Source organism: Arthrobacter sp. 179, assembly GCF_052379645.1.
GTDB lineage: Bacteria > Actinomycetota > Actinomycetes > Actinomycetales > Micrococcaceae > Arthrobacter_H.
Window position 1 is genome coordinate 23,210 of sequence record NZ_JBQSYU010000022.1, and the last position, 14,714, is coordinate 37,923.

Consider the following 14,714-nt stretch of genomic DNA (forward strand, 5'->3'; position numbering starts at 1 on the left):
TTCACCGCTCAGGACCGCAACGGCGACACCATTGCCCCGCCGCCCAGATCCAGGACCGTATCGGCGCCGGCGGCCATCGCCGTATCGTGGGTGACCATGACCACGGCCATTCCCGAGAGGGCTTCACGTAGATCGGCGATCAGTTCCAGGGCCTCGCCCTGGCCCAGATGCGCCGTCGGTTCATCGAGCAGGACGGCGTCCGCCCGGGCCACCAGGGCCCTGGCCACCGCGAGTCGTTGACGTTGTCCCCCGGAGAGCCGGTGTCCCCCGCTGCCGATCCGGGTCGCCAGCCCCTGGCCCTGCTGGGCGAACCAGGTTCCGAGCCCGACCCGGTGGAGCGCCGCGTGGAGTTCGGCATCGGTCGCTGGATCGTGGGCGGCACGGCCCAGCGAGAGGTTGTTCCGCAGGCTTGAATCGAAGAGGTGGGCTTCCTGCGGGCACCACGTGATCCGTCCCAGCAGGGGTGCGGCGTGCTCCGGCTCCCTCCAGGGGTCCAGGACCCTGCCGGATCCATCCTCCAGCCGGAAGGCTCCATGCGAGGGCCGGACCAGTCCCAACAGGACGGCCAGCAGACTGGATTTACCCGATCCCGAGGGGCCGGTGATCGCCAACCAGCCGCCCCGTTCGACCCGTGCCGAAATCTGTTCCACCACCGCGGTGGTGCCCGTCCAGGTCACCGAGACCCGGTCCAGTTGAAGTGATTCCACCCGTGCCTTGCCGCCGTCGCATCCGGCGTCGTTCACGGCGACTTCGGACGCCGAGGCCGGAAGCGGTGCCGGGGCGTCGTCGTCCTCCGGGAGCAGGATCCGGCCGACGGCATCGAGCCGGTCGCCGAAGAGCGGCAATTTCGAGGCGGCCTCGGAGGCATTGGCGAAGGGTTCGTTCAGGCTCAGCGCGAGCAAGGCCACCACCGCCAGAAGGGCCGCGGCGTCTGCTCCCGCTGCCCCGCCGGCACCGGCGACCAGTAGGCATCCGAGCGCCGCCAGCCCGGAGGTGAGCACGGCGATGGCCTCGCCGAGTCCCGTCCCCATGGCGGCCCTGAGCAGTGTGGTGGAGGCCTGGCGGTCGCGGCGGGTGAAGCCGGTGGCCGCCCGGGTGGCGACCCCGTTGGCCCGCAGGTCCGCTGCGGCGGTGAAGAGCGTGGAGATCCGGCCGGTCGCCCAACTGCGGTGCCGGGCGGCCTCGACGGCCGAGCCGCGTTCGATGCGGACCGCCAACCAGGGTCCGAGCAGGAAGCCCAGCACCCCGGCGCCCAGAAAGATCACCGTGGTCGAGGGGAAGACCAGGGCCGCGGTGATCAGGGAACCGAGCCAGGCCAGGATCGCTGCCGGCAAGGGGACCAGGACCCGGGGGGCTGCATCACGCAATTCGTCGACGTCGGCCACCAGGTGCCTCAGCGCGTCCCCCGAACGGGTCAGCTTCCCCCAGCCGGCCGGGCGGTCGGACAGGGCGTCCCAGAGGCGGGCGCGCAGCGTCGTCGCCCAGTCAAGGACCGCCCGGTGCACGGCCAGCTGTTGGGCGTAGCGCAGGACGGCCCGGCCCAATCCGAAAAAGCGCACCCCGACGATGGCGACCATGAGCACCATCATGGGCGGCTGGGTGCTGGCATTGACGATCAGCCACCCCGAGACCGCGGTCAGGGCGGCTCCGGAAAGCACCGAGGCCGTGGCCAGCAGTATTCCGCCGGCCATTCCCGAACGCCACCACCTGATCGAGCGCAGCAGCCCCCGGCGGGCGGGCCATGCGGAGGCGGGGGCCGGGGTGGCCCCTTCAGCGGTCTCGGGTGTCGCCGGGCCGGGCGGCAGCGCGACGGAAGCCTGTGTTGCCGGCAGGTCCCCTCGGATTTCCCGAGGGGCCTGGAGCTGCCCGGCGGCTGGTGTCGGCCGCAGCATCGCGGCCAGTTCACGGTCGTGGGTGGCGACGACGAGCGTCACCTCATCAACGAGACCTGCCAGCGCGCTCCTGACGGCTGCGGCGCTCACCTCATCCAGGTGGGCCGTCGGCTCGTCGGCCAACAACACGCAGGCTCCGGCGCACCGGATGCGCAGCAGCGCCCGGGCCACCGCGATGCGGCGGAGTTCCCCGGGACTGAGCCGCTCCAGCGGCAGGGTGGCCAGATGTCCCGCCCGCACGTCCTGAAGCACCCGGGTCAGTTCCGTGGGGGCGGCGTCCGGCGCGTAGAGCCGTAGTTCGGCGGTGGCCGTGGGCTCGGTGAACCGGGGGTGCTGGCCGATCCAGGCGGTGCGGGCCGCCCCCGGGACCTCGATCACCCCAGCCACCTCGGCATCGGCGGGAAGCACTCCCGCCAGGGCATGCAGCAAGGTGGTCTTCCCGCTCCCCGAGGGACCGTCCAGGACGGTTCGTTCGCCGGGAGCCACCGTGAGTTCCTCCCGTGAGAGGGCCGGGGCCTGCGCGCCGGCATATCGGACGACCAGGTCGTGCACGCGCAGCCCGACGGGGCCCGGCTCCTCGTCGGCCCCCTCCGGGTCCTCGGCGGCGGGCCGGGGCCCCTCGAGGTCCTCCCCCAGCAGGTCCTCGGCCCGGCGGAGGGCCTCCAGACCGTCTTCGGAGGCGTGGAAGGCGGCGCCGACGGAGCGCAACGGCAGGAAGACCTCAGGGGCGAGGATCAAGGCCAGCAGTCCCACGTCGAGTCCCAGCTGCCCGTAGACGAGCCGCACCCCGATGAACACGGCCACGACGGCCACGGAGATCATCGCGATCAGTTCCAGCGCAAACCCGGACAGGAAGGCGGTACGCAACGTGGACATCGTGCTTTCCCGGTAGCGACGCGATACCGCGGTGAGTCCCTGCCGTCGTTCGGCCGAACGACGCAACCCGATCAGTGCCGGCAGGCCCTGGGCCAGTTCGGCGAGCTGGTTGGACAAGGCATCCAGCCCCGCGGCGGCATGGGCCACCCGGTCCTGGGTATGCAGCCCGATCAAGGCCATGAACACCGGCACCAGGGGCACGGTGAGCACCAGGATGAGGGCACTGACCCAGTCTGCGGCCAGGATGCGGGCCCCGATGAAGACCGGCACGACGGCAGCGCCCACCAAAGCGGGCAGGAACGTCGTGTAGTACTCGTCCAGGCCGTCGAGCCCGCGCGTGGCCAAGGCGGCCACGGCACCGGGCCCGTTCGGCGCATCGGCGCCTCCCGGACGGGTCCTTCCGGTCAGTTCGGCGGCGACCAGACGGTGGCGCAGGCGTTCCTTCGTGCCCCGGGCGGTCCGCTGCGCGGCATGGGTCATGCCCCAGGTGGCTGCGGCGCGCAGCAGCACCCCGAGTGCCCCGAGCAGGCAGAGGGGAGCCAGGGAACCGGCCAGGTCCAGGACGGTCCCCGGGTGGGAGCCGACGGTGCCGTCGGCCACCGCGGTGATTCCGGTGGCCAGTGCCTGCCCCAGCAGGATCAGGCCCACGGCCTTCACGGCGGCCAGGGCGGCCAGCAGCACCAGCTGCCCGCGCGGGACCTCGCGCAGCCCCTGGTGGGGACCGCCGGCAGGCGTCGTCATACGGGTCATCTCGGTCCTAGACCACCGGGGTCACGGTATGGGCGTCGGGAATGTGTTTCTCGGAGACCCGTTGGCGGAACACCCAGTACGACCAGCCCTGGTAGAGCAGCACCAGCGGGATACCGAAGGCCGCGATGATGCTCATCAGTCCCAGCGTGTATTCGCTCGAGGAGGCGTTGGCGACGGTCAGGCTGAACGCGGGGTCGATCGTCGAGGGCAGGACCACGGGGAAGACCGCCACGAAGATCGCGGAGACCCCGGCCACCAGGAAGGCCCCCGAGAAGGCGAAGGACCACCCTTCGGCGCCACGCCGGTTGGCCAGCCATCCGGCGACGCCCCCCACGACGGCGAGGACCAGCAGACCCAGCGGGACCACCTGGCCGGTCGGCACGACCACCAGGATCGCCCAAAGGGCCATCGGCGCCAGGGCCACCGGCAGCCATCGGCCGATGATCCGGCGGGCCCTCCCCCGTAGTTCACCGTCGGTCTTGAGTCCGACGAAGGCCAGCGCATGGATCAGCGAGAAGGCGACGACGGCCAGGCCCCCCAGGACGGCGTACCCGGTGAACCAGGCAAAGGCCCCGCCCACGCGATCGCCGTTGGCGTCCAAGGGAAGCCCCGTGGTCGTCAGGGCGAGCATCGCCCCCACCCCGAAGGCCGCGGTGAAGGAGCCGAGGCTGATGGCCCAGTCCCAGAGGTTCCTGGTGGACTGGCGATGGGCCTTGCCACGGTATTCGAAGGCCACCGCACGGAAGATCAACGCCACCAGGACCAGGACCAGGGGCACGTACAGGGCGGAGAACAGCGAGGCGTACCACATCGGGAAGGCAGCAAACGTCGCGGCTCCGGCGGTGATCAGCCAGACCTCGTTGCCGTCCCAGACGGGACCGACCGTGTTCAGCAGGACCCGCCGCTGCCGTTCGTTGCGGGCCAGCAGTTTCATCAGCATGCCCACCCCGAGGTCGAAGCCCTCGAGGAAGAGGTAGCCGGCCCAGAACACGGCAATGATCACGAACCAGAGTGTCGGGAGGAATTCCATCATCAATCCTTAGATCGTTTCCGCAGGACGGATCAGTACGCGAAGGCGAGGACGTCGCCGTCGCCGGGCGGGGTGTCGTCGTCGTCCTCCCCTGGTGGTGGGGCCGTCAATTCGGGCATGGCCGCCGGTACCCCGCCGCGCACGTAGCGCACGATCATCTTGACCTCGACGATCGCCAGCACCCCGTAGACGGCCGTGAGGGCGATGAGCGAGAAGAGCATTTCGGCGGCAGAGACCCCCGGGGAGACGGCCGCGGCGGTATACATGAAGACCTGGTCCACCGAGCCGTCCATGGTCGGGTTCGGTGCCACGACGAAGGGCTGGCGCCCCATCTCGGTGAAGATCCAGCCCGCCGAGTTGGCTCCGAAAGGGGCCAGGATGCCGAAGACCGCCAGCCGGGAAATCCATTTGTTCTCCGGCACGGTGCCTTTGCGCACCACCCACAGGGCGACCAGGGCCGCCACCGCCGCGATGCCACCGAAGGTGATCATGAGCCGGAAGCCCCAGTAGGTGACCTCCATCAGGGGCAGGTAGTTGATCTCCTGCCCGGCCCGGTCCCCGTACATCGGGTCGTCGGGCAGGTGGGTCCCGTATTTCTCCTGGTACTGCGGCAGCAGGGTGTTCACCCCGGGGATCTCGGTGGTGAAGTCGTCGTTCGCGAGGAAGGAGAGCAGTCCCGGCAGTTCGAAGACCGCCACGACGTCGTCGCAGGTGGTGGCCCCTCCGCCCCCGAGGTTGCCGATGGTCAGCACGGAAAAGCCGGTGCCGTCGTGGCAGGCGGCTTCGGCAGCGGCCATCTTCATGGGTTGCTGCTTGAACATCAGCTGGGCCTGGGCGTGCCCGGAGAAGGCCACCCCGGCAAAGGCAACCATCGCCACGACCGCGCCGATGCGCAGCGATTTGAGCCACACCGCGTGGTCCAGCTTGTCCCGGCCTGCACCATGGGAGGTGTCCTGGCCGACGATGACGTATCCCTGGGCATCCACGGTGTCGATGCCCGCCTTGCGGCGCCGGTAGAGGTGGAACCAGGCGATGCCGATCAGGAACCCACCCGCCACGGCGAAGGCCCCGAAGATGGTGTGCGGGAAGGTGACCAGGGCGGTGCTGTTGGTGAAAACGGCCCACGCGTCGGTCATGACCGGGCGTCCATCGACCATTTCGACACCGACCGGGTGCTGCATCCAGGAGTTGGCCACCAGGATGAAATAGGCGGAGAGGACCGAGGCCAGGGTGGCCATCCAGATACAGCCGAGGTGCAGCAGTTTCGGTAGTCGTTGCCAGCCGAAGATCCACAGTCCCAGGAAGGTGGATTCAACAAAGAAGGCCAGCAGGGACTCCATGGCCAGCGGCGCCCCGAAGACATCACCGACGAATCGGGAGTACTCGCTCCAGGCCATGCCGAACTGGAACTCCTGGACCAGACCGGTGGCCACCCCCATGATGAAGTTGATCAGGAACAGCTTGCCCCAGAACTTCGTCATCCGCAGGTACACGTCCCGGCCGGTGCGCACCCACATGGTTTGCAGGACCGCCACGAGGATGCCCAGTCCGATGGTCAACGGCACCATCAGGAAGTGGTAGACCGTGGTGATGCCGAATTGCCAGCGGGCAATTTCAAGGGGGTCCATGAACAACCTTCCAAACCCTGCGGACGTCCCGGGAGAGCCCCCGAGACGTTTTCTACGCTTTGTAGAATACCCGATTTTCTACGCCATGTAGAACCTGGACGGAAATCAGGGTAGATTGGTATCAGCGCAGCGGACCGGAGGATGAACAGACTCCACCGACGTGAACCCTGCGTAGACCTGGTTGGGCTAGATAAGGAAGATCATTGGCAACTCTCGGCGACCTCGAACGCTCGGTGATGGATCTGCTGTGGGACGGTGCCGAAGCGCAGACGGCCAACGACCTTCGTGACAAGCTGGCGCAGGCCCACAGCAACGACGGCAAGGAACTGGCGGTGACCACGGTGTTGACCGTGCTGGCCCGGCTGGAGAAGAAACAGCTCGTCACCCGTGAACGCGATACCCGGCCGCACCGCTACCGCGCGGTCACCAGCCGCGAGGAACACACGGTGGAACTCATGAACGAGGCCATGGGCAACGTCATGGACCGTGAAGCCGTGCTGGCCCGTTTCATCGGTGGCATCTCCCCCGTCGAACTGGCTTCCCTGCGACGCATCCTCGATGACGGAGCCAACGCCTAGCGGCGCCACCGCCGCTCCCCGGCTACGATGCTGACAGCCTCCTATCTCCTGCTCGGCCTCGCCATCATCCTGGCGTGGCCGGCCCCGATAGTGCTCTCACGCGCCCATTGGACCTCCCGGTCCCCCTTCACCGCCCTGCTGCTCTGGCAGGCCATCGCCCTGGCCGGCGGTCTGTCGATGATCGGGGCCTTCCTCGTCTGGGGACTCTCCCCCCTGGGCGACAACCTCCTGTCGGCCCTCTCGGGATTCCGCGGCATCCTGGCCGGGGAACCGGGCGCCGCCCTGCTGACGGTCGTCCACGTCTTTGCCCTGAGCACCGCCTTGCTGCTCGGCGCCCACCTCGTCTTCACCTTGCTGTTGACCGCCTATAAGGTCACCCGCCAGCGGGCCCGCCACCGCCGCCTGCTGGCCCTGCTCAGCGGTCCATCCGCCTCGATCCCCGGCACCGTCGTCGTCGAGCACCAGGCACCGGTGGCCTACTGCCTGCCCGGATTCAACGGCTCCCTCACGGTCCTTTCCCGGGGACTGCTCGACTCGCTCGACGAAGAGGGCCTGCGCGGGGTGGTCGCCCACGAACGGGCCCACCTGGATCAGCGTCATGATCTGCTGGTCCTGGCCTTCGAATCCTGGAACCAGGCGCTGCCCTGGCTGCCGACCTCCCGGCTGGCACGTCTGGCCGTCCAGGAACTGATCGAAATGCTGGCCGACGACGCCGCCTTGGAACAGGTGTCCCGCGATGATCTGCTGCGCTCCCTGGTTGCCGTGTCCTCGGGCATGGACCCTTCCCCGGTGGGGGCCGTCGAGGCGCGGCTCGGCGATGCCGTGGAAACCGACCGGCCCCACGGAACGGGGGCCCGGGAATCGGCCGCCGGGCCCGGACGCGCCGCGGCGGTGCCCCCGAGCCAACTCTCCTCGTTGCGGCTGCGCCGGCTGCTCAGCCCGGTCGGGGAACTCCCCGCCTCCGGGCGGGCAACGGTCATGGCCACCGCCGTACTGCTGGTGCTCGTCCCGACCCTGGCCCTGGTGGCCCCGGGTCTGCTGAACTGATTGGCGCCGATCAGGCGTCGATGTTCTCCATGTCGAGGCGTTCCGCGCCGGCAATGATGAACTCCTTGCGCGGCGCCACATCACTGCCCATCAGCAGATCGAAGACCTGCTCGGCCCGCTCCGCGTCGGCGATGTTCACCCGGCGTAGCATGCGGTGGCGCGGATCCATCGTCGTTTCGGCCAACTGCTCGGCATCCATCTCACCCAGACCCTTATAACGCTGGATGGGTTCCTTGTACTTCTTGCCCTTAGCCTCGAGCTGGGCCAGAACCGTGTGGAGCTCGTTCTCCGAATACGTGTAGAGCATCTCATTGGGCTTGGTCCCGGAGTGGATGACCTCCACGCGGTGCAGCGGCGGCACCGCGGCATAGACCCTGCCATGCTCGACCATCGGGCGCATGTACCGGAAGAACAAGGTCAGCAGCAAGGTACGGATGTGGGCGCCGTCGACATCGGCATCGGTCATCAGGACGACCTTGCCGTACCGGGCGGCGGAGATATCGAAACTCCTCCCGGATCCGGCCCCCACGACCTGGATCAGGGCCGCACATTCGGCGTTGGAGAGCATGTCCCCCACCGAGGCCTTCTGGACGTTGAGGATCTTGCCCCGGATGGGGAGCAGGGCCTGGAAGTCCGAGGAGCGGGCCAGTTTGGCGGTGCCGAGCGCCGAATCGCCCTCGACGATGAACAGTTCGGAACGCCCCACGTCATCACTGCGGCAATCAGCCAGTTTCGTCGGCAACGACGAGGTCTCCAACGCGCTCTTGCGCCGCTGGGTCTCCTTGTGGACCCGGGCCGAGATCCGGGACTTCATCTCGTTGACGACCTTCTCCAACACGGCCCCGGACTGCTGCTTATCGGCCCGCGCCGAGGAGGTTAGCCGTGCCCCGAGTTGCTTTTCCACGACCCGGGAAACGATCTGGCGCACCGCCGAGGTCCCCAGGATCTCCTTCGTTTGCCCCTCGAACTGGGGTTCGGCCAGACGCACGGTCAAGACGGCCGTCATCCCCGCGGTCACATCGTCCTTCTCGATCTTGTCGTTACCGGCCTTCAGCTTGCGGGCGTTGGACTCGATCACCTTGCGGAAGGTCTTCAGCAGGGCCTGCTCGAACCCGGTCTGGTGGGTGCCGCCCTTGGGCGTGGCGATGATGTTCACGAAGGAACGCACCGTGGTGTCGTAGCCGATTCCCCAACGCAGGGCGACATCGACCTCGCAGGAGCGTTCGACCTCCATGACTTTGCTGTGTCCGGCGTCGTCGAGCACGGGCACCGTTTCCTTGAAGCTCCCGCTGCCTTGGATGCGCCAGATGTCGGTGACGGCCGGATCGTTGGCCAGGTAGTCGACGAATTCCGAGATGCCGCCGTCGTGATGGAACACCTCCTGGATCGGCCCGTCCTCACCGGCGGTTCCCGCGAGCTTGCGTTCATCGCGCAGGGTCAGCCGCAGGCCCGGCACCAGGAACGCCGTCTGACGGGCGCGCGCCTCGAGTTCCTCGTAGGAGAACTTGGCGTCGGAGATGAAGATCTGTTCGTCCGCCCAGTAGCGGATGCGGGTTCCGGTGACCCCGCGCTTGGCCTTGCCCACGACGTCGAGTTCGGAGTTTTCCACGAACGGTTCGAAAGGTGCTTCAGGCCTGGGTTTCCCGGTGTCCTTGAAACGTCCCGGCTCCCCGCGGCGGAATTGCATCTGATAGGTCTTCCCGCCACGGTCCACCTGGACATCCAGACGTCCGGACAGGGCGTTGACCACGCTGGCACCCACGCCGTGGAGGCCGCCGGAGGCGGTGTAGGAGCCGCCACCGAACTTTCCGCCGGCGTGGAGTTTGGTGAAGACGACTTCGACGCCGGTCAGCCCGGTCTTGGGTTCGACGTCCACGGGAATGCCCCGGCCATCGTCATGGATCTCAACTGAACCGTCCGCGTGGAGCACGATGGTGATGCTCTGGCCGAATCCGCCCAACGCCTCGTCCACGGAGTTGTCGATGATCTCCCAGAGGCAATGCATGAGGCCCCGCGAATCGGTGGAGCCGACATACATGCCCGGACGTTTGCGGACCGCTTCGAGGCCTTCGAGCACGGAGAGGTGGCGTGCGTTGTACTGAGAACTCGGTGCCACGGGGAACGTGCTCCTTGTTGACGATGGAATGGGGACCAATTCCACGGTAGTCCCCGCCTCCGGCATTTCACGGTTCCCGCGCCGTTGCTGCTTTTCGACGGTCGATCAGGGCGTGTTCCACGACACGCCCATGCCTCCAATACCCCCCGAACGCTACGCGGTGAGCGAAAGTCGAGTCATGACGGGATGAATCACCGCCGTAACTGGTTGTATTGGGTACACGAGATCTAAGGAGGTCACCATGACGCCAACATCAGTGGCAACACGCGGACTGTCCGCACTCGACCGCTGCGACCGCTGCGGAGCACAGGCCTATGTGCGGGCGGTTCTTCAGACCTCTGGCGGAGAGCTGCTCTTCTGCGGCCACCACGCACGCGACGTCGAGGCCAAGCTGCGGCCCATGACCGCCGAGTGGCAGGACGAAACCGACAAACTTCATGAAAAGCCGGTCTACGACGACGAGGACTGATCCTCGATCGACAGGCCCCTTGGGGGCCTGAAGACTGCTGAAGCGGGAACCGTGAACACACGGTTCCCGCTTTTTGTCTGCGCTGATTCGTTTCGGCGCGCGCCCCTTGTCATGGGGCAGCACCCCACCGCCTGCGAGGAAGCGCCCCTGGAAACACCACAGGCCGGCACCCCGTGGCAGGGGTGCCGGCCTGTGGCTCCGGGTCGGCTCGCCGACGCTCCGGTCTAGTCCAGGTAGTCCCGCAGGACCTGCGACCGGGACGGGTGGCGCAGCTTGGACATCGTCTTGGACTCGATCTGACGGATCCGCTCCCGCGTGACGCCATAGACCTTGCCGATTTCATCCAGCGTCTTCGGCTGGCCATCGGTCAGCCCGAAACGCATCGCCACCACGCCGGCTTCGCGCTCGGACAATGTGTCCAGCACGGAGTGCAGCTGTTCCTGCAGGAGCGTGAAGCTCACGGCATCGGCCGGGACCACGGCTTCGGAGTCCTCGATGAGGTCCCCGAACTCGGAGTCGCCGTCCTCGCCCAACGGGGTATGCAGGGAAATCGGTTCACGACCGTACTTCTGGACCTCGACGACCTTCTCGGGGGTCATATCGAGTTCCTTGGCCAACTCATCAGGAGTCGGTTCGCGCCCGAGGTCCTGCAGCATCTGACGCTGGACGCGGGCCAACTTGTTGATGACCTCAACCATGTGGACCGGGATGCGGATGGTCCGCGCCTGGTCTGCCATGGCACGGGTGATCGCCTGACGGATCCACCAGGTGGCATAGGTCGAGAACTTGAAGCCCTTGGTGTAGTCGAATTTCTCGACCGCACGGATCAGCCCCAGGTTGCCTTCCTGGATCAGGTCCAGGAAGAGCATGCCACGACCGGTGTAGCGCTTGGCCAGCGAGACGACCAGGCGCAGGTTGGCTTCGAGCAAGTGGTTCTTGGCGATCTTGCCGTCATGGACCACCTGTTCCAGGTCCCAGCGCAGGCGCTTGGGCAGGTCGTCGCCGGCCTTGAGCTTCTCGGTGGCGTAGAGACCCGCCTCGATCCGCAGGGCGAGGTCCACTTCCTGTTCGGCATTGAGCAGGGCGACCTTGCCGATCTGCTTCAGGTAGTCCTTCACCGGGTCGGCGGTCGCACCGGCGACCAACACCTGCTGCTGCGGGGCATCGTCGTCATCGCTGGTGATGATGAAACCGCGCGCCTCGTCTTCGCGGGCTGCCGGATCGGCGGGGGCCCCCGATTTTTCACTGTCGGGCTTGGCTGTTACCTCGCCCTCCTCCTCGGCCTCCGGCTCCGCCGCCACCGGTTCGGTGGGCTCGGCTGCTGCCTGGGCCGCCTTCTTGGCCTTGTTCTTGGCGCGCGTCTGAGCGGCCTTCTGCTGAGGCGTCAACTCATCCGTCTCATCGGCTGTATCCACTGCACCCGCTGCGGCTGCGGGCTTCTTGCCCCGGCTGGTGGTGGCCTGAGAGCTTGATTTGGAAGCTGGCACGAATAACCTTTCTCACGGATCGACCGCGGCGCCACCTGACGGGTAACACCACTATGACCCTGTCAAGTCCGGGTTCCGCCACATGGGCGGATCCGAATGAAGGGTCCAGTGGGTGCAACGCCTGCATTCGGCCTTTTGTTCCCGTCTCCGAAAGTGGACGACGGGCGGGACAGTGGCTACCGTCCCCAAGGACACGGACCCAACCGGGTCTGCGGTTAATAGTGTCTCACGTTTCGAGCCCACGCTCGTCATTGGCCGGCCTCGAGACAGCCCGCCCAGGCGGTTTCCCGGTTGGTGGCCCACCGGGGCAACCGCCCCCGGGAAAGGAAGGCGTCCAGCAAGGCGGCCAAACGGTAATCGGGCTCCTCCGAGCGGCAGGTGGCAATGAGGGCATGGGCCCCGCTGCTGTGCCCCTTGGCCCATTCAACCCAGCCCAGGATGCACAGCAGGGCCCACCGGTCCCGCCCCCTTGCCGCCGGTAGTATTCCCCGGCCCACCTCCCATAGGTGCTCCAGGCCCTCCCAGTGGGGCGCCTGGTCCGAGTTGCCCAACATGAATTCACCCAGTTCACGCAACTCGACGTTGGCCCGGGCGTTGCGCAGCCTGCCCACCAGGGCGTTCCGCGCCGCGGTTCCCGAACTTCCGGCGGCGAACGGCAGTGCGTCCCGCACCAGATCGGTCCCCAGGGATGCCAACAGTGCCCCGGTGTCCGAGGGGTTCGACTTCAATTCGGCCACCAGCCCCCGGGGCTCCTGGTCCAGGGCCGCACACCATCGTTCAAGGCCGCGCAGGGATTCCCGCCACCCGCCGCCGGCACTGCGGTGTTCTTCAACCACCTCACGCACCGCCTCCAGCCCGGGCCACGAAGCTGTCCCCGTCCCGTCCCACGGTTGGGACACGGGGCTGCTCCCCCGCAGGACCATGTCCAGATGTGTCTCCGAAAGCAGGACGGATTCGATCGGCCGCCCCGACGTAGGACAGCAGTCCGGTTCCGCGCAGAAGTAGGACCACCAGCGTCCGCAGCCGACCAGCCAGGCATCAGGGATCCGGTATCCGCGGCGCTGAAGCTGCGTGGCCACCACATCGGTGAAATCCCGGTACGGGAGCATCTTTCCGTCCGCATGGGCCAGTTCCGAATACACCACCAGGCAGGCGCCATCCGCCTCGGGGGCCGCCCGCAGATAGTCGGCCAGCTGCCGGGTGAATGCCCGCGCCGCCATCATGCCGGGGCCCGGGGCCGGGAGGTCCACCCGCAGCGTGGCTTCCAAGGCTTTATCCCGCATGATCAGCACCACCAGGCTTTCGCGCGGATGGAATCCGAGCAGATGGGGTACGAGCGAGATGACGCCTTCGGCGTCACTGACGGAGAGTTGTCCCGGTGAGCTGTTCATAACCCCACCGTGTCCCCTGCCGTGCGTGGCGTCCGAGGCTGGGCCGTTGACTTGTGGAGCAACCGGCCCCGACGGCGCCGGGCAGCTCCCGGTGAGGGGTCCGTGGCAGCTGCCGTTCAGATGCGGGGCCGCCGGCCGCGGCGCCACCGCCGTTCCGAGAAGGCCTGCCGGAGGGGGACGACCACCACCCCGTGATGGGCCAAATCGTCCCGGGCCTTGCGGCGGGTGACGAGGATGCCGATGGCGCCCGCCGCCAGGGGGATGAATTGGAACGCCATCGCCCAACGGAAGGCATCGAGGTTGTAGAGATCCCCCCGGCCGCCCGCGGCCGCGAACTGCAGGTCGAGGATGAGCCCGATGAAATACACGCTGATCAGCGCCGCGGTGAATCCGCCGACATTGACGATGCCCGTGGCGGTTCCGATGCTCTGAGGGGTGTTGAAGGTCCGGGCGAAATCAAAGCCGATCATCGATCCCGGTCCACCGATCGCCAGCAGGGTCAACAACACGACCAGCAGGCTCAGCGGTGCCGGTCCGGGCCAGAGCAGGACGGTGGCCCACGCAGCCGAGATCAGGATGATGATCCCCAACGCCAACGTCGACCGCCGCAGGGGATGCCGCGCCACGATGGCCCCGAACAACGGCCCGAAAACCAGCGAGACCAGGACGAAGATCGTCATCAGTCCCGACGCCGCGGCCGGCTCCAGGCCCTGACCGGAGACCAGAAAGGGGTACCCCCAGGCGAGCAGGAAGACGTTGGAGGTGAATTGCAGGCCGAAGTGCGTCCAGAACCCCAACCGTGTCCCCGGCTGGCGCCAGGCCTCCCCCAGGACGGCCAAGGATTTCGGAGCGGGTCCGGGGGGCAGCGGCGCGCTTCCGGCCGGCTGGTCCCGCACGACGGCCAGGGAGAGGACGAAAGCCAGGACGCACAGCGCGGCCAGTGAGAGGAACGAGGTCGTCCATCCGGCCCAATGCAGCAGGGCCACGAAGGGCACCAGGCTGAGCAGTTGCCCCAACTGGCCGACCATGCCGGTGAACTGGGTGAGCATCGGGACGCGATAGCCCGGAAACCAGGCCGAGATGAGGCGGATGACCGATACGAAGGTCATCGCATCGCCGGCGCCCACGAAGAAGCGCCCGACCAATCCTGCGGGAACGGAGGTGGCCAGGGCCAGCAACATCTGTCCCACGCCCATCAGGACGGCACCGAAGATGATGAGCCGCCGTGAACCGAACTTGTCGATCAGCATGCCCACCGGGATCTGCAAACCGGCATAGACCACGAGCTGGACGACACTGAACATCCCCAGGATCGAGGCACTGGCATCGAACCGGGTCGTTGCTTCCAGCCCGGCGACACCGAAGCTGGTCCGTTGGGTGACGGCAACCATGTAGGCGAAGACACCGATCCCCCAGACCCACCAGGCGGGCCCGGAGGCGGCCCTGACCC

10 protein-coding genes are annotated in these 14,714 nt (G+C 67.4%); 3 read left to right on the forward strand and 7 right to left on the reverse strand.

Annotated features, from left to right (window positions below; translation table 11 throughout):
• Positions 1-8: 8 nt before the first annotated feature.
• The 3 genes from cydC to ACT3UE_RS12630 are packed head-to-tail and all read right to left on the reverse strand — an operon-like array spanning position 9 to position 6,176.
• Positions 9-3,518, reverse strand: a complete 3,510-nt coding sequence (gene cydC, locus ACT3UE_RS12620; protein ID WP_444566832.1) for a thiol reductant ABC exporter subunit CydC — start codon at positions 3,516-3,518, stop codon at positions 9-11.
• A 7-nt stretch (positions 3,519-3,525) separates the two neighbouring features.
• A complete protein-coding gene (gene cydB, locus ACT3UE_RS12625) occupies positions 3,526-4,548 on the reverse strand; it encodes a cytochrome d ubiquinol oxidase subunit II (protein WP_444554055.1) in 1,023 nt (340 codons plus the stop codon).
• A gap of 32 nt (positions 4,549-4,580) precedes the next feature.
• On the reverse strand, positions 4,581-6,176 hold the full coding sequence (locus ACT3UE_RS12630) for a cytochrome ubiquinol oxidase subunit I (RefSeq protein WP_444554037.1): 1,596 nt from the start codon (positions 6,174-6,176) through the stop codon (positions 4,581-4,583).
• A gap of 203 nt (positions 6,177-6,379) precedes the next feature.
• Here ACT3UE_RS12630 and ACT3UE_RS12635 point away from each other — a divergent pair, with 203 nt between their 5' ends.
• Together ACT3UE_RS12635 and ACT3UE_RS12640 are read left to right on the forward strand one after the other, a co-directional pair.
• A complete protein-coding gene (locus tag ACT3UE_RS12635; RefSeq protein WP_444561237.1) occupies positions 6,380-6,754 on the forward strand; it encodes a BlaI/MecI/CopY family transcriptional regulator in 375 nt (124 codons plus the stop codon).
• Between the two features lie 27 nt (positions 6,755-6,781).
• A complete protein-coding gene (locus ACT3UE_RS12640) occupies positions 6,782-7,801 on the forward strand; it encodes a M56 family metallopeptidase (RefSeq protein WP_444554039.1) in 1,020 nt (339 codons plus the stop codon).
• Positions 7,802-7,811: 10 nt separating this feature from the next.
• Here the strand turns inward: ACT3UE_RS12640 and ACT3UE_RS12645 are convergent, their stop codons facing one another.
• Positions 7,812-9,917: a DNA gyrase/topoisomerase IV subunit B gene (locus tag ACT3UE_RS12645; protein ID WP_444554040.1), complete on the reverse strand. Its 2,106-nt coding sequence runs from the start codon at positions 9,915-9,917 to the stop codon at positions 7,812-7,814.
• 241 nt (positions 9,918-10,158) lie between these two features.
• On the opposite strand from ACT3UE_RS12645, the gene ACT3UE_RS12650 reads away from it, so the two are divergent.
• Complete coding sequence (locus ACT3UE_RS12650) at positions 10,159-10,386, forward strand: DUF7455 domain-containing protein (protein ID WP_086999860.1); 228 nt, start codon at positions 10,159-10,161, stop codon at positions 10,384-10,386.
• A 224-nt stretch (positions 10,387-10,610) separates the two neighbouring features.
• On the opposite strand, the gene ACT3UE_RS12655 is transcribed toward ACT3UE_RS12650, so the two are convergent.
• From ACT3UE_RS12655 to ACT3UE_RS12665, 3 genes are all read right to left on the reverse strand, one after another.
• Positions 10,611-11,873, reverse strand: coding sequence for an RNA polymerase sigma factor (locus ACT3UE_RS12655; protein WP_444554041.1), 1,263 nt, complete (start codon positions 11,871-11,873; stop codon positions 10,611-10,613).
• A gap of 248 nt (positions 11,874-12,121) precedes the next feature.
• Complete coding sequence (locus ACT3UE_RS12660) at positions 12,122-13,264, reverse strand: DUF4192 domain-containing protein (protein ID WP_444554042.1); 1,143 nt, start codon at positions 13,262-13,264, stop codon at positions 12,122-12,124.
• 116 nt (positions 13,265-13,380) lie between these two features.
• The gene (locus tag ACT3UE_RS12665; protein WP_444554056.1) at positions 13,381-14,655 is read right to left on the reverse strand and encodes an MFS transporter; all 1,275 of its coding nucleotides are present in this window, start codon (positions 14,653-14,655) and stop codon (positions 13,381-13,383) included.
• Positions 14,656-14,714: the final 59 nt, after the last annotated feature.